This window comes from Nocardia sp. NPDC051832, from assembly GCF_040681285.1.
Taxonomy (GTDB): domain Bacteria; phylum Actinomycetota; class Actinomycetes; order Mycobacteriales; family Mycobacteriaceae; genus Nocardia.
Window position 1 is genome coordinate 1,146,158 of sequence record NZ_JBFAYL010000002.1, and the last position, 19,089, is coordinate 1,165,246.

At 67.3% G+C, this 19,089-nt stretch carries 21 protein-coding genes; 14 read left to right on the top strand and 7 right to left on the bottom strand.

Going from position 1 to position 19,089, the window contains the following annotated elements; genetic code table 11:
• Window positions 1-20: 20 nt before the first annotated feature.
• From AB0M14_RS15210 to mptB, 3 genes are read right to left on the bottom strand one after another with little or no spacing between them, the layout of a single operon-like run.
• Entirely contained in the window at window positions 21-806 is a 786-nt protein-coding gene (locus AB0M14_RS15210; RefSeq protein ID WP_364994358.1) for an ABC transporter permease, read from the bottom strand.
• Window positions 803-1,732 (bottom strand): ABC transporter ATP-binding protein, encoded by a 930-nt coding sequence (locus AB0M14_RS15215; RefSeq protein ID WP_364994361.1) that lies wholly within the window; start codon window positions 1,730-1,732, stop codon window positions 803-805. The genes AB0M14_RS15210 and AB0M14_RS15215 overlap by 4 nt, the downstream gene beginning before the upstream one ends.
• Window positions 1,729-3,414 carry a polyprenol phosphomannose-dependent alpha 1,6 mannosyltransferase MptB gene (gene mptB / locus AB0M14_RS15220; RefSeq protein ID WP_364994364.1) on the bottom strand — a complete coding sequence of 562 codons (1,686 nt, stop codon included), beginning with the start codon at window positions 3,412-3,414 and terminating at the stop codon, window positions 1,729-1,731. The genes AB0M14_RS15215 and mptB overlap by 4 nt, the downstream gene beginning before the upstream one ends.
• 111 nt (window positions 3,415-3,525) lie before the next feature.
• On the opposite strand from mptB, the gene AB0M14_RS15225 reads away from it, so the two are divergent.
• The 10 genes from AB0M14_RS15225 (at window position 3,526) to AB0M14_RS15270 (ending at window position 12,456) form a co-directional block, all read left to right on the top strand.
• Window positions 3,526-4,110, top strand: a complete 585-nt coding sequence (locus AB0M14_RS15225; protein WP_364994367.1) for a TetR/AcrR family transcriptional regulator — start codon at window positions 3,526-3,528, stop codon at window positions 4,108-4,110.
• Between the two features lie 111 nt (window positions 4,111-4,221).
• Window positions 4,222-5,241: an alcohol dehydrogenase catalytic domain-containing protein gene (locus AB0M14_RS15230; RefSeq protein ID WP_364994370.1), complete on the top strand. Its 1,020-nt coding sequence runs from the start codon at window positions 4,222-4,224 to the stop codon at window positions 5,239-5,241.
• Between the two features lie 348 nt (window positions 5,242-5,589).
• The gene (locus AB0M14_RS15235; RefSeq protein WP_364994373.1) at window positions 5,590-6,372 is read left to right on the top strand and encodes a metalloregulator ArsR/SmtB family transcription factor; all 783 of its coding nucleotides are present in this window, start codon (window positions 5,590-5,592) and stop codon (window positions 6,370-6,372) included.
• Window positions 6,369-7,805, top strand: coding sequence for a Fe-S cluster assembly protein SufB (gene sufB / locus AB0M14_RS15240; protein WP_364994375.1), 1,437 nt, complete (start codon window positions 6,369-6,371; stop codon window positions 7,803-7,805). Before AB0M14_RS15235 ends, sufB begins: the two co-directional genes overlap by 4 nt.
• A complete protein-coding gene (gene sufD, locus AB0M14_RS15245; protein WP_364994377.1) occupies window positions 7,805-9,013 on the top strand; it encodes a Fe-S cluster assembly protein SufD in 1,209 nt (402 codons plus the stop codon). The genes sufB and sufD overlap by 1 nt, the downstream gene beginning before the upstream one ends.
• A 33-nt stretch (window positions 9,014-9,046) precedes the next feature.
• Window positions 9,047-9,814 (top strand): Fe-S cluster assembly ATPase SufC, encoded by a 768-nt coding sequence (gene sufC / locus AB0M14_RS15250; RefSeq protein WP_364994380.1) that lies wholly within the window; start codon window positions 9,047-9,049, stop codon window positions 9,812-9,814.
• 1 nt (window position 9,815) lies between these two features.
• Window positions 9,816-11,072: a cysteine desulfurase gene (locus AB0M14_RS15255; RefSeq protein WP_364994383.1), complete on the top strand. Its 1,257-nt coding sequence runs from the start codon at window positions 9,816-9,818 to the stop codon at window positions 11,070-11,072.
• 3 nt (window positions 11,073-11,075) lie between these two features.
• Window positions 11,076-11,573, top strand: coding sequence for a Fe-S cluster assembly sulfur transfer protein SufU (sufU, locus tag AB0M14_RS15260; protein ID WP_364994385.1), 498 nt, complete (start codon window positions 11,076-11,078; stop codon window positions 11,571-11,573).
• The gene (locus tag AB0M14_RS15265; protein WP_364994388.1) at window positions 11,570-11,950 is read left to right on the top strand and encodes a metal-sulfur cluster assembly factor; all 381 of its coding nucleotides are present in this window, start codon (window positions 11,570-11,572) and stop codon (window positions 11,948-11,950) included. The genes sufU and AB0M14_RS15265 overlap by 4 nt, the downstream gene beginning before the upstream one ends.
• 86 nt (window positions 11,951-12,036) lie before the next feature.
• Window positions 12,037-12,456 carry a DUF4189 domain-containing protein gene (locus tag AB0M14_RS15270; RefSeq protein WP_364995823.1) on the top strand — a complete coding sequence of 140 codons (420 nt, stop codon included), beginning with the start codon at window positions 12,037-12,039 and terminating at the stop codon, window positions 12,454-12,456.
• Window positions 12,457-12,570: 114 nt separating this feature from the next.
• Here AB0M14_RS15270 and AB0M14_RS15275 read toward each other — a convergent pair whose 3' ends face one another.
• Entirely contained in the window at window positions 12,571-12,954 is a 384-nt protein-coding gene (locus AB0M14_RS15275) for a hypothetical protein (RefSeq protein ID WP_364994391.1), read from the bottom strand.
• 324 nt (window positions 12,955-13,278) lie between these two features.
• On the opposite strand from AB0M14_RS15275, the gene AB0M14_RS15280 reads away from it, so the two are divergent.
• The 3 genes from AB0M14_RS15280 (at window position 13,279) to AB0M14_RS15290 (ending at window position 15,484) form a co-directional block, all read left to right on the top strand.
• Window positions 13,279-14,262, top strand: coding sequence for a hypothetical protein (locus AB0M14_RS15280; RefSeq protein ID WP_364994393.1), 984 nt, complete (start codon window positions 13,279-13,281; stop codon window positions 14,260-14,262).
• A gap of 88 nt (window positions 14,263-14,350) precedes the next feature.
• A complete protein-coding gene (locus AB0M14_RS15285) occupies window positions 14,351-14,848 on the top strand; it encodes a DUF4189 domain-containing protein (RefSeq protein WP_364994396.1) in 498 nt (165 codons plus the stop codon).
• Window positions 14,849-15,064: 216 nt separating this feature from the next.
• Window positions 15,065-15,484, top strand: coding sequence for a DUF4189 domain-containing protein (locus tag AB0M14_RS15290; protein ID WP_364994399.1), 420 nt, complete (start codon window positions 15,065-15,067; stop codon window positions 15,482-15,484).
• A gap of 52 nt (window positions 15,485-15,536) precedes the next feature.
• On the opposite strand, the gene AB0M14_RS15295 is transcribed toward AB0M14_RS15290, so the two are convergent.
• Genes AB0M14_RS15295 through AB0M14_RS15305 form a run of 3 tightly spaced genes read right to left on the bottom strand, consistent with a single transcriptional unit; the run spans window position 15,537 to window position 18,084 of the window.
• Entirely contained in the window at window positions 15,537-16,199 is a 663-nt protein-coding gene (locus tag AB0M14_RS15295) for a methionine ABC transporter permease (protein WP_364994402.1), read from the bottom strand.
• A 2-nt stretch (window positions 16,200-16,201) separates the two neighbouring features.
• Complete coding sequence (locus tag AB0M14_RS15300; protein WP_364994405.1) at window positions 16,202-17,215, bottom strand: methionine ABC transporter ATP-binding protein; 1,014 nt, start codon at window positions 17,213-17,215, stop codon at window positions 16,202-16,204.
• On the bottom strand, window positions 17,212-18,084 hold the full coding sequence (locus AB0M14_RS15305; RefSeq protein WP_364994409.1) for a MetQ/NlpA family ABC transporter substrate-binding protein: 873 nt from the start codon (window positions 18,082-18,084) through the stop codon (window positions 17,212-17,214). Before AB0M14_RS15305 ends, AB0M14_RS15300 begins: the two co-directional genes overlap by 4 nt.
• A 132-nt stretch (window positions 18,085-18,216) precedes the next feature.
• Between AB0M14_RS15305 and AB0M14_RS15310 the strand changes: the two genes are divergently transcribed.
• The gene (locus AB0M14_RS15310) at window positions 18,217-19,080 is read left to right on the top strand and encodes a MetQ/NlpA family ABC transporter substrate-binding protein (protein ID WP_364994412.1); all 864 of its coding nucleotides are present in this window, start codon (window positions 18,217-18,219) and stop codon (window positions 19,078-19,080) included.
• The last annotated feature ends 9 nt before the right edge of the window (window positions 19,081-19,089 follow it).

The window sequence follows — 19,089 nt, forward strand, 5'->3', positions numbered from 1 at the left end:
CGCGCGCACGAGCAGCGAAATCAGTGAAAGCGGAAGTATCGGGTGGCAAGGATTCCGCACACCGAGCCCCAGGCGGCCAGCACGGCCAACCCGAACCAGTCGACGCTGCTGCGCAGCGCCTGTTCGAGGGCGACGGCCAAAGCGCCGGACGGGATCAGCCGGGCGATCACGTTCACCGCGGTCGGCAGATCGTCGGAGGCGAAGACGATGCTGGCGACGCCGAGCATCACGAACCAGAGGATGTTCGCCAGCGCGAGCACGATCTCGGCTTTCAGGGTGCCGCCGAGCAGCAGCCCCATGGCCGCGAAAACCGCTGTGCCCAAGCCGATCACCAGTGCGCCCAGGAGCAGCCCGCCCAGGCCGGGGCGCCAGCCCAGCCCGAAACCGATGGCGCCCAGCAGGATCGCCTGCAACACCACCACGATGAGCACGGCGGCGCTCTTGCCCGCGATGATGCCCCAGCGTGGAAGGGCGGTCGCGCCAAGCCTTTTCAGCGCCCCGTAACGCCGGTCGAACCCGACCGCGATGGCCTGTCCGGTGAACGCGGTGGACATCACCGCCACCATCATCACCGCGGGCACCAGCTTGTCGATGCGGTCCTGGCCGAGGCTGCCGAAGGGCAGCAGCGTCAAACCGACCAGCAGGGTGATCGGAATGAACATGGTCAGCAGCAGCTGTTCACCGTTGCGCAGCAGCAGGACCAGTTCCATGCGGGTCTGCGCGGCCAGCATGGCGGCACGGGTGGTCGGCCGCGGATCCGGGGTGAAGGTGCCTGGTGCGAAGCGATTCGGCATGGCTTGGGTCATCCGCGTAGGTCCCGTCCGGTGAGTTCCAGGAAGACGTCTTCGAGGCGGCGCTGATCGATGCGGATGTCGGTGGCGAGCACGTTCATCCGCGCGCACCACGCGGTCACCGTGGCCAGCACCTGCGGGTCGATCTCGCCCTCCACCAGATAGCAGCCGGGGGTCGTCTCGCGCGGCGAGAAACCTTCCGGCAGTGCGCTTTCCAGTAGCTCCAGATCGAGTTTCGGCGGGGCGGTGAAACGCAGCTGACCGGCCGCGCCGTGCGCGGTGACCTCGGCCGGGGTGCCGGAGGCCACGATCTGCCCGTGATCGATGATCACCAGCTGGTCGGCGAGTTGTTCGGCCTCGTCCATCAGGTGCGTGGTGAGCAGCACGGAGACGCCGTCGCGGCGCAGCGCGTCGATCAGTTCCCAGACGATCAGGCGCGCCTGGGCGTCCAGGCCGGCGGTGGGTTCGTCCAGGAACACGATCTCCGGCCGCCCGACCAGCGCGCAGGCCAGCGCGAGACGTTGCTGCTGGCCGCCGGAGAGCCGGCGGTAGGGGGTGCGCCGATTGTCTTGCAGCCCAAGGGTTTGCAGCAGCCATGCCGGATCGAGCGGATCGGCCGAGTAGGAGGCGACGAGATCGAGCATCTCGCCCGCCCGCGCGCCCGGGTACGCGCCGCCGCCCTGCAGCATCACGCCGATGCGCGGGCGCAGCTTGTCGGAGTCGGCGATCGGGTCCAAGCCGAGCACGCGCACCGAGCCCGCGTCCGGGGTGACGAACCCTTCGCACATCTCCACGGTGGTCGTCTTGCCCGCGCCGTTGGGCCCCAGCAGTGCAAGCACCTGCGCCCGTTCGACTTCGAAGGACAAACCGTCGACCGCGCGGGTCTCGCCGAAGCGCTTGACGACGCCATCAACGCGAACGGCCGGTCCCGAAGAAGTCACGAGGACACACGGTAAGCCGTGGCCTCCTGTGACGGAGCCGACACCCCCGGCTGCTGGGCCCGCCAGGGCAGCACATTCCGGGTGACCACGATGAACAACACGGACACGATCGCGGTCGCGATCGCCGAGCCGACGATCTGGAACACCTCGAAATCGCCGCCGCGCGGCATCTGCAGCACGCTGACGACCGCCGAGAACGCCACCGCGGGCCCCCGGAATATCGGCCGGGTCGCCCATGCCGCCAGCGGGACGATCGCCCACAGCAGATACCAGGGCTGGACCACCGGGAACAGCAGCACGATCGCGCCGAGCGAGACGCCGAGCGCCCCGACCGGGTGCAGTCGCCCGGTGCCGGCGGCGACGAGCATGCGCACGGTGACGTATGCCGCCACCGCCGCGGCGATCGGCCGGGTGATGCTGAGCAGCGCCGTCGTGTGGTCACCGAGCCCGAGCAGCACGCCGCCGAATCCGGTGATGATGCCGATCGCGGTCGGCAGCGACATCCAGCTGCGCACCGCGTTCGCGACGCTGAGCGTGTGGATCCAGCCGAAGCCGAGATCGCTGAGCGAACTGATGAGCGCGGTGACCCCCAGGGCTATGCCGCCCAGCATCGCCGCCGAGGTCACCAAGGTGCGTAGCCCGCCGTTCCAGCGGCGGGCCAAGGCCACCCAGACGAATCCCATGACGATCATCGACGTGACTTTTATCGACGCCGACAGCGTGATCACCACCGCTCCGGCGATCAGCAGGGCGTATGCCCGCCCGTCGAACACCGGCGCGTCGTCGATCGCACGCAGGCACAGCTCCAGGCCCGCCAGCATCAGGCCGAGCATCAACGCGTCGTTGTGCACGCCGCCGACCAGGTGGAACAGCACCAGCGGGTTGGCCGCGCCGAGCCACAGCGCACTTACCGGCGCGACGCCACAGCGCACCGACAACCGCGGCAGCGCCCACACGATCAATGCCACGCCGCCGAGTGCGAGCAGCCGGTGCATCCACACGCCGAGCAGAATGTTGTCGCCGGTGATCTCGGCGATTATTCGCCCCGCCCAGAGGAACAGCGGCCCGTAGGGCGCGGGCGTCTCCCGCCAGATATTCGGCACGTTGCGGGTCAGCACGTTGTCGTTGCCGAGCGCCTGCGACGGACCCACCACATAGGGATCGAGCCCGCGCGCGCTGATCTCACTCTGGGCCAGATACGAATACACGTCGTTGCTGAACATCGGCGGCGCGATCGCCAGCGGCAGCACCCACAGCAGCAGTGTCCGATCCATCTGCGAGCGCGTCAGCCGGTGCAGCGGATTGCCCCCGAGCCCGCCGACGGCGAACCGCCCCAGCAACAGCCACGCCAGCACGACGAAGGTGGTGCCCACCATGCACACCGCCAGCGACGCGGTGTGCGCGCGCCCGAAGATCGCGAAGATCCGCATGCCCGACACCGGGTTCTGCAGCACCGGCTGGGCGCCCACCCCGAGCGCGCTGATCACCATCAGCACCGACCCGGTCGCCCCCATCAGCCGAATCCGGTTGAACTGCGACATCTCCCGCGCATCGAGCTCGGGCACCGCGGTCTCGTCCCGATGCAGGACCGCGATCGTGTGATCGGACGCGGGCACGTCGAGCCCCAAAGCCCGGCGCCCCACCGCCAATGTCTTGCGCCGCGCGCCCTCCAGTACCGCCACGCCCCGAAGCCTAGTGCGCACCGCGTGCAGCCGTTGTCAGGCGCTCTACGGTGTGGCCGTCTGTGCGGTGCCGCGCGGCTGGGGTGGGGTGGGCGGCGCACAATCGAGCACATGGTTTCGGAGTCGAGGCGGCGGATCGAGGTGGCGGCGGCGGGGTTGCTGGCGCGGCATGGGTATCACGGGTTCGGGTTGAAGAAGTTGAGCGAGGCCGCGGGGCTGCCGTATGGGTCGATCTATCACCACTTTCCGGGAGGGAAAGAGGAGATCGCCGTGGCGGCCATCACCGGGACGGCGGTGCTGTCGAGCCGGATGATGGCGCAGGCGCCCGGCGACGTGTTCGCGTCGACCGAGACGATGTTCGCGTTCATGGTGGCGAAGCTGGCCGGGTCCGAGTGGACCGACGGGTGTCCGGTCGGGACGCCCGCCCTCGATGGCGGCAGCGATGTGGCGGCGATCCGGGTCGCGTGTGTGGCCGCTTTCGAGATGATGGAGCGGGCTTTCGCCGGGCTGCTGACCGAGGTGGGGTTGCCAGAGGGGGAGGCAGCAGAACTGGCGACCACGGTGGTCGCGGCTTATGAGGGGGCGACGATCCTGGCGCGGGTGCGGCGGTCCGAAGCGCCGTTGCGGACAGTGGCGGCGGGTATGGAGCGCCTGATCAGGATGACGCTTGCAGATGCCGGACTCTCCGCGGTGTGACCCCGCGCCGATCGGGGCGGTTCGTCGGAAAAGTTCCGGAATGCTGTGCCGCACCGAGGAATCGAAGTCGGCACCGTTGACTAGAAAGAACGTTCTAGCGAGACTTGGAGTATGAAGCGTTTGATGTTGTCCGGCCCAGGTGCGCTCACTTGGGAAGACGTCCCCGAACCCGAAATCGCCGATCCTGGGCAAGCGATTGTCCGGCCGATCGCACTGGCCACCTGCGATATCGACCCCGCGGTGCTGCGCGGAGCGTTCCCGTTGCCCGGGCCGTATCCCTTCGGGCACGAGGGCGTCGCCGAAGTGGTCGCGGTAGGGGAGCGGGTGCGCTCCGTGCGGATCGGCGACCGCGTGGTCGTCCCGTTCCAAATCTCGTGCGGCACTTGCAAACCCTGTCTGCGCGGGCGCACCGGCAACTGCACGAGCCATCCGCCGCTGTCCACCTTCGGGCTCGGCGCCCTGGGCGGTCTCGGCTGGGGCGGACTGTGGGCCGACCTCGCTCTGATCCCGCACGCCGACGCCATGCTCGTCCCGCTCCCGGCCGGGGTCGACCCGGTCGCCGTCGCCAGCGCCAGCGACAACATTCCGGACGCCTATCGCGCCGTCGGCCCGCAACTGGCCGACGATCCGGGCGCGGAGGTCCTGGTGATCGGCGGCCCGGCAGCGCCGTCGATCGGGCTCTACGCGGCCGGTCTGGCCGTCGCGCTCGGTTCGGATCGTGTTGTCTACCTCGATGATTCCCCCGACCGGCTGGCGATCGCGCACAAGCTCGGCGCGGAGGTGATCGACGGACCGCGCGACGCCCGCGTCGGCCGCTTCCCGATCACCGTCGAGGCGGGCGGCGGGGCCAAGGCGCTGCGCGCCGCCATCGACGCCACCACCTACGACGGCTGGTGCACCAGCGTGAGCGTGCAGACCAAGGACGTGCCGCTGCCGGTCTTCGATATGTACAGCCGCTGCTGCACCTTCCACACCGGCCGCGCGCACGCACGCCCCGTCATTCCGGCGGTCCTCGACCTCGTCGCGGCCGGCCGCTTCGATCCGGCCCTGGTGACCAGCGTGACCGTGCCCTGGGCCGACTCCGTGGACGCGCTCCTGGAAACCCCGATGAAGCTGGTCGCGGTGCGCTGACTTCGATCAGCCCCATACGCAGGATCGAATTGTGTGCCAAGTCGCACGATCGATCCCGGTCTACCGCCCGGCGAACCTCTGGATACCCTCGATCCCGGCCGAGTGCTCGCGCGCACGGCCGGGATCGAGGGTCGCAATCCCGCTTGATGTGCGCTGATAGTCGATCTCCGAGACTGTGCAATGGGTCACTATCGGCCCGATCGGCGGCCACCGCGAACCCTCGGCATCTCGGGTTATGCGCCCGAAGCCGCCCTCGGCATGATCAAATGCCGAGCTCGAGCGGCATTTCCAAGGGCACCCTTATTAGATTTAGGGAACGAATTCCGCCACACTGGTGTTGTGAAAACCATGGGTTTGCGGAATGACGACGAAAGGGCCGGTCGCAAGGCTGGTACCGCGTCGGCGCCTGCGCCCGCTGCCGAGGGGCACACCCGGGCCGCCATCGTCCAGCTGCTGCTGGAAGACGGCCCGATCACCGCGACCGCCATCGGCACCCGGCTCGGCCTCACCCCGGCCGGCGTGCGCCGGCATCTCGACGCCCTGATCGATTCCGGTCAGGCGCGGGCCAGCCGGTCGGCGCCCTGGCAGCAGAAGGGTCGCGGCCGCCCCGCCAAGCAGTACCAGCTGACCGCCGTCGGACGCGGCCGCCTCGGCCACGCCTACGACGATCTCGCGGGCGCCGCCATCCGGCAGCTCGGCGAGATCGGCGGCGAACAGGCCATTGCCGAATTCGCGCGGAAACGGGCACGGACTATCGTGGCCGGGATCGACGCGGTCGAGGATCACACTCCGCAGCACACCGAGGCGAAAGCCGAGGAAATCGCGGAAGCCTTCACCGACGCCGGATTCGCCGCCTCCACTCGCAAGGTGGGCGCGGGCGTGCAGATCTGCCAGCACCACTGCCCGGTCGCGCACGTCGCCGAGGAATTCCCGCAGCTGTGCGAGGCCGAACTCGAGGCGTTCCGGGACCTGCTCGGCACCCATGTGCAGCGGCTTGCGACGATCGCCAACGGCGATTGCGCCTGCACGACGCATGTGCCGCTACTACCGATACCGAAAAAGTCTGCTCCACAAACCGCCGCACAGCCCGCGACGGTACGAACGAACGACTCCGGAAGGAGTGCCGAATGACGACGACCACCGACCAGGTGCAACCGCTCACCCAGGAAGAAACCATTGCTTCGCTGGGCAAATACGGTTACGGCTGGGCCGATTCGGATGTGGCCGGCGCCGCCGCGCAACGAGGTCTGTCCGAGGCGGTTGTCCGAGACATCTCGGCCAAGAAGAGCGAAGACGAGTGGATGCTCGAGCAGCGTCTGAAGGCGCTTCGCATCTTCGACCGCAAGCCCATGCCGAACTGGGGCTCCAACCTCGAAGGCATCGACTTCGACAACATCAAGTACTTCGTGCGCTCCTCGGAGAAGCAGGCCGAGACCTGGGAGGACCTGCCCGAGGAAATCAAGAACACCTACGACAAGCTGGGCATCCCCGAGGCGGAGAAGCAGCGCCTGGTCTCCGGTGTCGCCGCGCAGTACGAGTCCGAGGTCGTCTACCACTCCATCCGCGAGGATCTGGAGAAGCAGGGCGTCATCTTCCTCGACACCGACACGGCGTTGAAGGAGCACCCGGAGCTCTTCCACGAGTACTTCGGCTCGGTCATCCCCGCCGGCGACAACAAGTTCTCCGCGCTGAACACCGCGGTGTGGTCGGGCGGCTCGTTCATCTACGTCCCGCCGGGCGTGCACGTCGATATCCCGCTGCAGGCCTACTTCCGGATCAACACCGAGAACATGGGCCAGTTCGAGCGCACGCTGATCATCGTCGACGAGGGCGCGTACGTGCACTACGTCGAGGGCTGCACCGCGCCGATCTACAAGTCGGATTCGCTGCACTCCGCGGTCGTGGAGATCATCGTGAAGAAGGGCGGCCGCTGCCGCTACACCACGATCCAGAACTGGTCGAACAACGTCTACAACCTGGTCACCAAGCGGGCCAAGGCCGAGGCGGGCGCGACCATGGAGTGGGTCGACGGCAACATCGGCTCCAAGGTCACCATGAAGTACCCGGCGGTGTGGATGACCGGCGAGTACGCCAAGGGCGAGGTCCTCTCGGTCGCGTTCGCGGGTGAGGGCCAGCATCAGGACACCGGCGCGAAGATGCTGCACCTGGCGCCGCACACCTCCTCGAACATCGTCTCGAAGTCGGTGGCGCGCGGTGGCGGCCGGGCCTCCTACCGCGGCCTGATCCAGATCAACAAGGGCGCCTACGGCTCCAAGTCGACCGTGAAGTGCGATGCGCTGCTGGTCGATACGGTCAGCCGGTCCGACACCTACCCCTACGTCGACATCCGCGAGGACGACGTGACCATGGGCCACGAGGCGACCGTCTCGAAGGTGTCCGAGGATCAGCTGTTCTACCTGATGAGCCGCGGCCTCACCGAGGACGAGGCGATGGCGATGGTGGTGCGCGGCTTCGTCGAGCCCATCGCCAAGGAACTGCCGATGGAATACGCGTTGGAACTGAACCGGCTCATCGAGCTGCAGATGGAAGGAGCCGTCGGCTGATGGCGACAGGAGTCGTTGGAGCGGTCGAGGGCGAAAACCCGGCCAAGGTCGTGCAGAACCCGGGCGCGGGCGCGGCCATCAACAAGGGCGAGGTCTTCACCTCGTTCGACGTGAACGCGTTCGAGGTGCCCTCGGGCCGCGACGAGGAATGGCGCTTCACCCCGATGCGCCGCCTGCGCGGGCTGCACGACGGCACCGCCGTGCGGGACGGTCAGGCCACCATCGAGGTCAACTCGGTCGAGGGCGTCACCGTCGAGACCGTCGGCCGCGACGACGCGCGCCTCGGCGAGGCCGGCGTGCCCGCCGATCGCGTTGCCGCGCAGGCGTATTCGGGATTCGAGTCGGCGACCGTCGTGTCCGTCGGCCAGGAGATCGAGGTCGCCGAGCCGGTCGTGCTGACCGTGACCGGTCCGGGCGAGGGCAAGACCGCCTACGGTCACACCCAGATCCGGCTCGCGGCCTTCGCCGTCGCCACCGTGGTCGTCGACCAGCGGGGCAGCGGAACCTACGCCGAGAACGTGGAATTCGTGCTCGGTGACAGCGCCAAGCTGACCGTCGTGCACGTCCAGGACTGGGCCGACGACGCGGTCAACACCACCGCGCACCACGCCAAGGTGGGTCGCGACGCCACGCTGCGCCACATCAACGTCACCCTCGGCGGCGACCTGGTGCGCCTGACCGCGGGCGTCCGCTACGACGGTCCCGGCGGCGACGCCGAACTGCTCGGCCTGTACTTCGCCGACGCCGGTCAGCACTTCGAGCAGCGCCTGCTCATCGATCACGCGGTCCCGAACTGCAAGTCGAACGTGCTGTACAAGGGTGCGCTGCAAGGCGATCCGGAGTCCAAGAAGGGCGATGCCCGCACCGTGTGGGTCGGCGACGTGCTGATCCGCGCGGCCGCCGAGGGCACCGACACCTTCGAGGTGAACCGCAACCTGATCCTCACCGACGGCGCCCGCGCCGACTCGGTGCCGAACCTGGAGATCGAGACCGGCGAGATCGCCGGCGCCGGACACGCCAGCGCCACCGGCCGTTTCGATGACGAGCAGCTGTTCTACCTGCGCTCGCGCGGCATCCCCGAGGACGCCGCCCGCCGCCTGGTCGTGCGCGGGTTCTTCCACGAGATCATCCAGAAGATCGCGGTCCCCGAGATCCGGGAGCGGCTGGAGTCGGCCATCGAGGCCGAGCTCGCCGCGATCGGCGCCTAATCTTCCCTCCACAGCAAAAGGAATTCACATCCGATGACCACCCTGGAAATCAAGGATCTGCACGTCGAGGTCGCCACCCCCGAGGGCGAGGCGAAGGAAATCCTCAAGGGCGTCAACCTCACCATCAACTCCGGTGAGACCCACGCCATCATGGGCCCCAACGGCTCCGGCAAGTCCACGCTGTCCTACGCGATCGCCGGGCACCCGAAGTACACGGTGACCTCCGGCTCGATCACCCTCGACGGCGAAGACGTGCTGGAGATGTCGGTCGACGAGCGCGCCCGCGCGGGCCTGTTCCTGGCCATGCAGTACCCGGTCGAGGTGCCCGGCGTCTCGATGACCAACTTCCTGCGCACTGCCGCCACCGCGGTCCGCGGCGAGGCCCCCAAGCTGCGCACCTGGGTCAAGGAGGTGAAGGAGTCGATGAACGAGCTGGAGATCGACGCCGCCTTCGGTGAGCGCAGTGTGAACGAGGGCTTCTCCGGCGGCGAGAAGAAGCGCCACGAGATCCTGCAGCTGGGCCTGCTCAAGCCGAAGATCGCCATCCTCGACGAGACCGACTCCGGCCTCGACGTGGACGCGCTGCGCATCGTCTCCGAGGGCGTCAACCGCTACAAGGAGCGCGAGAACGGCGGCGTCCTGCTGATCACGCACTACACCCGCATCCTGCGCTACATCAAGCCGGAATTCGTGCACGTCTTCGTGGGCGGCCGCATCGTCGCCGAGGGCGGCCCGGAGCTCGCCGAGGAACTCGACGCCAACGGCTACACCAAGTTCATTTCCGCGACCGCTGGAGCCTGATATGACCGCCATGGTCCATAACACTCTCGACGTGGCCCGTATCCGGGCCGACTTCCCGATCCTGGGCCGCACGGTCCGGGACAGGAAACCGTTGGTGTACTTGGACTCCGGCGCGACCTCCCAGCGACCGCTCGCGGTGCTCGACGCGGAACGTCAGTTCCTGATCGAGAGCAATTCGGCGGTGCATCGTGGTGCGCACCAGCTGGCGGAGGAAGCGACCGACGCCTACGAGAACGCGCGCGCCGATATCGCGCGGTTCGTGGGTGTCGACGCCGGAGAGATCGTGTTCACCAAGAACGCGACCGAATCGCTGAACCTGGTGACCTACACCTTCGCCGACCCGCGGTTCCCGCATCACGTGGGTCCCGGTGACGAGATCGTCATCACCGAACTGGAGCATCACGCGAATCTCGTGCCGTGGCAGGAGCTCGCGCGGCGCACGGGTGCGACGCTGAAGTGGTACGGCGTGACCGAGGACGGCCGGATCGATCTCGGCTCGCTCGAATTGTCGCCCGCCACCAAGGTTGTCGCGTTCACGCACCAGTCCAACGTGACCGGCGCGATCACCGATGTCGCCGAAATCGTCCGGCGCGCAAAGGCAGTCGGCGCGCTCACCGTGCTCGACGCCTGCCAGTCGGTGCCGCACATGGCCGTGGATTTCCGCGCTCTGGATGTCGACTACGCCGCGTTCTCCGGGCACAAGATGTTCGGCCCCTCCGGTGTCGGCGTGCTCTACGGGCGTCGCCGGCTCCTGGAAGAGATGCCGCCGTTCATCACCGGCGGCTCGATGATCGAGACCGTCACCATGGCCGCCAGCACCTATGCCCCGCCGCCGCAGCGGTTCGAGGCCGGTGTGCCGATGACCTCGCAGGTGGTCGGATTGGGCGCGGCCGTGCGGTATCTCGAAGAGCTCGGCATGGAAGCCGTCGCGGCGCACGAACACGCGCTGGTCGCGCGGGCGCTGGAAGGCCTGAGCGCCATCGAGGGTGTGCGGATCGTCGGACCCCTGGAGAACGTGGATCGCGGTTCCGCGGTGTCGTTCGTGGTCGACGGGATCCACGCCCACGATGTCGGCCAGATCCTGGATGACGAAGGCGTCGCCGTGCGGGTCGGGCACCACTGCGCGTGGCCGCTCATGCAGCGCATGGGCATTCCCGCCACCGCGCGCGCGTCCTTCGCCGCCTACAACACCCTGGACGAGGTGGACGCACTGGTAGCAGCGGTGCGGAAGGCTCAGCAGTTCTTCGGAGTTGCATAAGACATGCGCATGGAGCAGATGTACCAGGAAGTGATCCTGGACCACTACAAACACCCGCATCACCGCGGGCTGCGGGAGCCGTTCGGCGCCGAAGTGCACCACGTCAACCCGACCTGCGGTGACGAGGTGACCTTGCGCGTCAATATCGCCGACAACGGTGACGTCACCGACGTCTCCTACGACGGCCAGGGTTGTTCGATCAGCCAGGCCGCCACCTCGATCCTGGCCGACCAGGTCATCGGGCTGCCGGTGCAGCAGGCGCTGAAGGTCGTCGAGTCCTACAGCGAGATGATCTCCAGCCGCGGCGCCGTCGAAGGCGATGAGGACGTGATCGGCGACGGCATCGCGCTCGCCGGCGTCGCCAAGTACCCGGCGCGGGTGAAGTGCGCGTTGCTGGGCTGGATGGCGTTCAAAGACGCCGTGGTGCGGATATCCGACTCCGAAGCGGGAAAGACCGCAATGGGCACCGACACTCCCTCCACGAACGGAAAAATCTCATGACTGAGACACCGGCCACCGAGACCGAGCAGGCTGCTGCCGCTCCGGTCGAACTCTCCGCCGAGGAGATCAAGCACCTCGAGGACATCGAGGAGGCGATGCGCGATGTCGTCGACCCCGAACTGGGCATCAATGTCGTCGACCTCGGCCTGGTCTACGGCATCTCCGTCGAGAACGAGGTCGCCAAGCTCGATATGACCTTGACCTCGGCCGCCTGTCCGCTCACCGATGTCATCGAGGACCAGACCCGCAACGCCCTGGTGCGCAGCGGACTGGTCGAGGACCTGGCGATCAACTGGGTCTGGATGCCGCCGTGGGGCCCGGACAAGATCACCGAGGACGGCCGCGAGCAGTTGCGCGCCCTCGGATTCACGGTCTAGTAGCCTTCCGGCACTGGACAATTCGATACCGATCAAGCGAAGATCCTCCCCGTACCACTTCTGGAATGGGGAGGATCCTCTTGTCTGTGCTCGGTAAGTCCGCTCTGGTCGCCGCCGTCACCTCGTCCGCCGCGGTCACCGTCTTAGCGGCCGCGCCCGCCGAGGCCGCCGGCAAGTACTACGGCACCTTCGGCATCTCGTGGAGCACCGGCAAAACCATCGCCTCCGTGGACCACGCGTCCAAGGTCGCCGCCGACGCCGCCGCGATCCGCGACTGCGGAGTCTACGACTGCGAACTCGTCCTCCGCATCGTCGACGGCTGCGGCGCCATCGCCCGCGGCGCGGACGGCAAATGGGGCTGGGCCGCCGCCGGCTCCCTGGAAGACGCCGAACACGCCGCCGTCGCCTCCCTCGGCGACGCCGCCCCACCCTTCCCCGACCTCGGCAGCTCCCAGCCCCGCCCCGCCGCCGTCGTAACCTCGGCCTGCACCAAGAACATCCGCTGACCTTCGGGAACAGTATGTCGCCGTGCGCCGCCAGAGCCGGTACGGCGTCGGCCGACAGCTGGTAGATCGGTTGCTGCGGTTCGATCGGTCGCGGCGCTGCGAATCGGCGTCGATCTAACCGATGCTCAAGAACAGCATGAGGGCGACCAACCCGGTGAATCCGACCGCGTGGCTCACCGGGTGGCCCTCCGTCCAGATGATCGCCACTCCGGCGCAACAGTTGATCAGGGCGATCGCGACTGGCACGGCAGCCGTTTTGCGTGTAGTCCGCCGCTGCCGCGGACTATCGAACATAGAAAGCACGATCAGCCCGACGGCCACCAGCAGGGTCACTCCAGCCAGTCGGCTCACAACCAGATCGTTCCAATTCTGACTGACAAGCAACCTGATCATGACGGCCAGGTACAGGCCGACTACGAGGAGCGCGACCCCCCTTCGAGATTTTGTCCATCGCTGGCGCGGTTGGGGCAAAACATATTCCGACCGTTCGGTACTCACTGGAAGAGCCTATAGCCCTTCATGCCTCGGGCAGGGCGTACCCGGATCACCGATCTGATCGGACTGCTCAGCTACTTCCTGACGCGGTGGTTCGAACGGCGCTGAGGCGCAGTGCTTTCCGTGTCCCGTTTGTTCCGGGAATGTGATCTGACCTGCATAGGATCGGCGGCGCGAACCCGGGGTGGAGAGTGGCTTCGCGGGTTCCGGGCCGGAAAGTCGATCACTTGGTTGTGAGCTGGGCATTCGCTTTGTCGCGCAGCGGATTCGAGTGACGGCCGGGTCGGGGTTTTCCTACCGTGCGTCCTCCGGACGTGTGTGAAAGGGGTGGACCTGGTGGTTCTGGAGCGGGTACGGGCCGATGTGGCGCTGGTGCGGTTTCTGTGTACGAATCCGGGGCGGCGGATGCTGCGCGAGGCGCCGGTGGCCGCGGCTGAACTGTTCGGCACGGAGGTTTTGGCTGACCTGCGCACGATTTTCCGGGCGGTGGCGGCCGCGGGTGGCTGGACCGGGATGCTGGAAGGATCTGAAAGTCCGCTCGCGATAGCGGAATTGAGCACCGACGAGGTGGCGATCACCGAACGGGCGTTGCGGCGGGTGCGGGTGCGGCCGGTTGCCGCGGCCCGGCACGGCGGCTTCGACAGCGCGCGGCGCGGTGATACCGAGTATCTCGTCGATTATCTGGCGGCGCTCAATGCCACTCGCGGCCCGGCTCAGCAGGCCGCCGGATCGATCGCCGGGGAAATCGCGAAGCGGATCGGCGGCCGGGTTCAGCAGCGGCCGGAGAAGGCTCCAGAGGTCGCCTGTCTCAAGGCTGTTGGCAAGTTCGACGGCGACGCCGCCCGGGTCCTCGATCTCGCTGCCGTGCGGATCATTCATCACGATCGCGCTGCCCTGTATCAGGCCGTGGATCAGCTGCTGGATGACGCGCGGGTGCGCGTGGTCGGCTACGTGGACCGGTTCGCCGATGCCGCGGCCATCACGCGGATCGGCGCGCCCGTCGGCGGGCTCGACGCGTGGGGTCCCAAACGCAGTGCGTATCGGGACATTCTGGTGATCTGCCGGTTGTCGGAGGCGTACCTGCCGAGGGTGAGCGCGGGTCCGCTGCCGCCGCTGGAGTACTTCGAAGTGCAGCTCATCACCGAGCACATCGCGGCCGCCATCGCCCGGGAGCATCCGCTGCACGCCTGGCGGCGGCTGGTCATCGCCGAGGCCAAGCGGGCGCGGCGGCCGGCGACGGTGCGGGAGCGTGCTTTCGTGCGGGCCTGCGACGAATGGAGCCGCCAGTGGTTCCAGGACGGGGTGGCGTGAGGCGGCCCATATTACTTGGACAATTGGGATCTCCTAGGCAATGATCGTCGCTGACATCACCTTTGAACCGGGGAGGATTCTTTTGTCTTTGTCTCGTAAGGTTGCCGCGAGCGCGGTGGCGACATTCGCTACCGCGATCGTGTTGTCCGGCATGAGCCCGGCCAACGCGGCCGCCCAAAGTGGCGTGGAAATCATGGAAGTCGAGGGTTACCACGCCACGTCCGTGGACGGTGGCTTCAATGCCGCCCGCGGTGATCTCTATGGCGCGCTGGCGATTTCGCGCAGCACCGCCCGCGTGTCCTCGGCTGTCAACTACGGCAGCTGGGGCGCGGCGGAACGAGGCGCGCGGGACGAGTGCGGCCGTCGCGACTGCGACGTCGTCGTCACCTTCCGCAACGCCTGCGGTTCGGTGTCCCAAGGCGCCGACTACCGTTTCGGCTGGGCCTGGGCGGCCGGCCGCGGTGAGGCCGAACGGCTTTCCAACGAGGTGCTCGGCATGAGCGCCCCGCCGTTCCCGGACCCGGGCAGCGCTTCGCCGCGTCCGGCCCGGGTCATCCTGTCCGCCTGCACGGCGAACGCGGGCTGACGCGTCGAAAAGCACAAAGGCTCGGCACGATTCGCATTCGCGAGTCGTGCCGAGCCTTTTGTCTGCCTGTTCCTCGATGAGCGTTGCACATCGAGCCATGTGTTTCGAAACAGTCAAATATGCTGCGGCACTGTCGATTTGAATAAAGTATTTGAATGCCTCAGTATTCGGACCGTATATATTACTGCAACTGAGGGGAACTCTTAGATGTCTCCGATGGGCAAAGCTGCCCTGACACTGTTCGCGTCCGCGGCGATCGTCGCCTTGGGCGCGGGCACCGCGGTAGCCGACGACGGCGAATACGGCTCGCTCGCACTGGGCACCAGCCGCAATGACGTCATCGTCGGCACCGGCTTCAACTATCCGACCCAGGAGGGCGCCGACGTCCGCGCGATGGTCGAATGCGGCGTCTCGAACTGCGAGATCCTGGTGCGCTTCCGCAATGCGTGCGGCGCGGTCGCGATTCGCGGCAGCAAGATCGCCTGGGGCGGTGGATACACCCGGCACGAGGCCGAGCAGGCCGCGCTGGCGCATCTCGGGCCGGACCCGACCTCGCCGCTGCTGATCAGCCTGGGCAGCGCGCGTCCGCAGCTGGCCAAGGTGCTGGCCTCGGAGTGCTCGGGAACCGCGCGCTGATCCGGTGACGCGAAAGGGGTGTGCGGCGCGAGCCGCACACCCCTTTTGTCGGCTACCGGCGCAAGACCTTCCGGGCCAGCCAGTTGCCGAGGAACTGGATGCCCTGCACGCCGGCGATGATGATCAGCGTGGCCACCAGGGTGACTTGCCAGTCGAAACGCTGATAGCCGTAGACCAGCGCGAAATCGCCCAGCCCGCCGCCGCCGACCGTGCCCGCCATGGCCGACATGTCCACGATCGCGATCACCACGAAGGTGTAGCCGAGGACCAAGGGGCCGAGTGCTTCCGGGATCAGCAGCGTGAAGATGATCCGCAGCGGGCCCGCGCCGACCGCCCGGGCCGCCTCGATCACGCCGGGATCCACGGTCACCAGGTTCTGCTCGACGATGCGCGCGATGCCGAACGACGCCGCGACGATCATGACGAAGGCCGCCGCCTCGGTGCCGATCGTGGTGCCGACCACCTCCAGGGTGATCGGGCCCAGCGCCGCGAGCAGGATGATGAACGGGATCGGCCGCACCACGTTGACCAGCACGTTCAGTAGCACGTGCACCGGCGCGTTGGCCAGCAGGCCGCCCTTGCGGGTGGTGTAGAGCGCGGTGCCGAGGAACAACCCGATCACACCGCCCACTACGAAGGTGAGCAGCACCAGATAGATGGTGGTGCCGATGGATTCGAGCAGTACCGGCTGGAGCTTGTCCCAATCCGTTTGCACGGCTACCCCTTTCCGGCGGTCTCGAGTTCGGCGGCCACCTTGGCGACGGCCTCGTCGGAACCGTGCAGTGCCAGCGTGAGGCTGCCGAAGGTCTTGTCTTGCAAGGTCCGGACGCCGCCGTAGACCACCTCGAACCGGACGTCGGCCTGGGTGGCGGTGGCCAGGGCCGCGCCGACGCCGCGCTCGTCATCGATGGTGACCGTGACCAGTCGGCCGCCGTGGCGCTCGGTCAGCGTCTTCAGCTCCGCCGCCGAAGGCTGGTCGTGCAGCACGGTTTCCACGAACGACCGCGTCGGCGCCGCCTGCGGGGTCGCGAAAACCTCGAAGGTGCTGGCCAATTCGACGATCCGGCCCTCGGCGAGCACGGCCACCCGGTCGGCCACCGCGCGGATCACGTCCATCTCGTGGGTGATCACCACGATGGTGACGCCGAGTTCCCGGTTGATCTTGCGCAACAGGCGCAGCACCTCGCCGGTGGTTTCCGGGTCCAGCGCCGAGGTCGACTCGTCGGCCAGCAGCAGCGACGGCGAGGTCGCCAGCGCGCGGGCGATGCCGACGCGCTGCTTCTGCCCGCCGGAGAGCTGATCCGGATAGCTCTTGGCCTTGTCGGAGAGTCCGACGAATTCCAGCAGTTCGGCCACCCGGGCCTTGCGTTCGGCGCGTTTCCAGCCCGCCACCTTCAGCGGGTACTCGATATTGCCCGCGGCCGTGCGGGATCGGAAGAGGTTGAACTGCTGAAACACCATGCCGATGTCGCGGCGCAGCCGCCGCACCTCGCGCTCCGGCACCCCGGTGATGGGGGTGCCGGAGATCTCGACGGTGCCGCTGGTCGGCTTCTCCAGCGCGTTGATCAGCCGCACCAGCGTGGACTTGCCCGCGCCGGAATAGCCGATCACACCGAAGATCTCGCCCTTCTCGATGCGCAGGTCGATGCTGTCCAGCGCGGTCTGGCGCTGCTCGCCCTTGCCGAAAACCTTGGTGACCGAGCGGAATTCGACAGCCGGGAGCGAGCTCACTTGCCGTCGCGGGTGGTCTGCTGCACCCGGGTCAGGATCTGCTCCAGGTCGGCGGCCGGGCGGTTCACCGCGACGGCGGTGCCCTTGGTGACCTCGCTGTGCGCCTGCGCGACCGCGGGATCCCGCCAGATCTCCACCAGCTGCTGGTAGACCGGGTTGTTCTTGTCCTCGGCGCGGGTCACGATCACGTTGATGTACGGCTCGGCGGCGGGGTTGTTCGGATCGTCCTTGTACAGCGCGGACTTCGGGTCGACGCCGGAACGATCCAGGAAGGTGTTGTTGATGACCGAGCCGTCCACCGAGGCCAGCGACAGCGCCGTCTGCGCGGCGTCGACCGGGGTCACCTTCACCTTGGAGGCGCCCTTGTCGATGTCGGCGGGCGAGGGCTGACGGCTGTCCGAGGACAGCTTCAGCAAACCGGCGGCTTGCAGCACGAAGAGCGCCCGCGCCTGGTTGGTCGGGTCGTTCGGGATGGCGATCTCACCGCCGGCCGGGATGTCGGCCAGGGTCTTGTGCTTCTTCGAGTACAGGCCCAGCGGCACGATGTAGGTGGAGCCGATCGGGGTGAGCGTGTCGTTGTTCGCGACGTTGTAGGCACCCAGGAACTGCAGATGCTGGAAGAGATTCACGTCGATCTGCTTCTGCGCCAGCGCCAGGTTCGGCTGCTTGTAGTCGGAGAAGTTGGTGATCTTCAGGGTGATGCCCTTGTCCTTGGCCTTCTGTTCGAAGACCTCCCACGCCTTGTCCTTGTCGGTGGTGCCGATTCGCACTACCGTGCCAGAGGAGCTCTCGTCTTTACCGCAGGCGGTTAGGGTGAGGGCCGCGGTGGCTACGAGGACCGGGATCGCCAGTGCCCGAGTGAACTTCACAACTGCTCCTGAATGCTTGTGGCCGATACGAACCCGGTAATCCAAGCGGGGGAGCGGGGCGGGTGGCAACGGTTCGAATTGTGCTGAGCAAAACTCTGGCGAATTCCTGGACATACGTCTAGGTTGCGTCCAATGCGAAATCTGCGCCGAGTGCTGCTGATCCCTCTGCTGTTAGCCCTGCTCACCACCGTGGCCTGTGGCCGCGAGCACAATGCGGACGTGGTGCGCGTCGGTGTGAACGATCTCGCACTGCCGCACTGGGAGGTCTTCAAACGCAAGGCCGCCGACCAGGGCATCACGATCGAGTTCGTCAACTTCACCGATTACAACCAGCCGAACCCGGCGCTGGCGCAGCAGCGGATCGACATCAACAAGTTCCAGCATGTGCGGTACCTGGCCAACTACAACGTCCGCAACAACGACACCCTGGTGCCGATCGGCGCCAGCGAGATCTTCCCGCTGACGCTATATTCGCGGAAGCATCGGTCGGTCGACGACATTCCGCGCGGCGGCCAGGTCACGCTGAGCAACAACCCGGCCAATCAGGTGCGCCCGCTGCTGGGCCTGGCCGCCGCCGGGCTCATCGTGCTGAAGGGCGGCGCGAGCTGGGATTCCAAGATCGAGGACGTCGACACCGCCGCCTCGAAGGTGAGCCTGAAGACCATCGACCCGACGCTCACCGCGCAGTCGCTGGACAGCGTGGACGCCGCGTTCGTGGACGACACTTTCGCCCGGCCCGCGGGCCTGACCGAGCAGCAGGTCATCTACACCGACGATCCGGAGCGTCCGGAACTGAAGCAGTACATCAACATCTTCGCCGTCCGCGCCGCCGACAAGGACAATCCGCGGCTGCTGGCGGTGGCCAAGCTCTACCACGACCCGGAGGTGCAGGCCGCGGTGCGCGAGGAGACCGGCTACAAAGGCATCTTCAAGACCAATGACCCGGCCGATCTGCAAGCGACGCTGAAAGAGCTGGAAGCGAAGTTCCGGAAGTAGTTGGCCCGC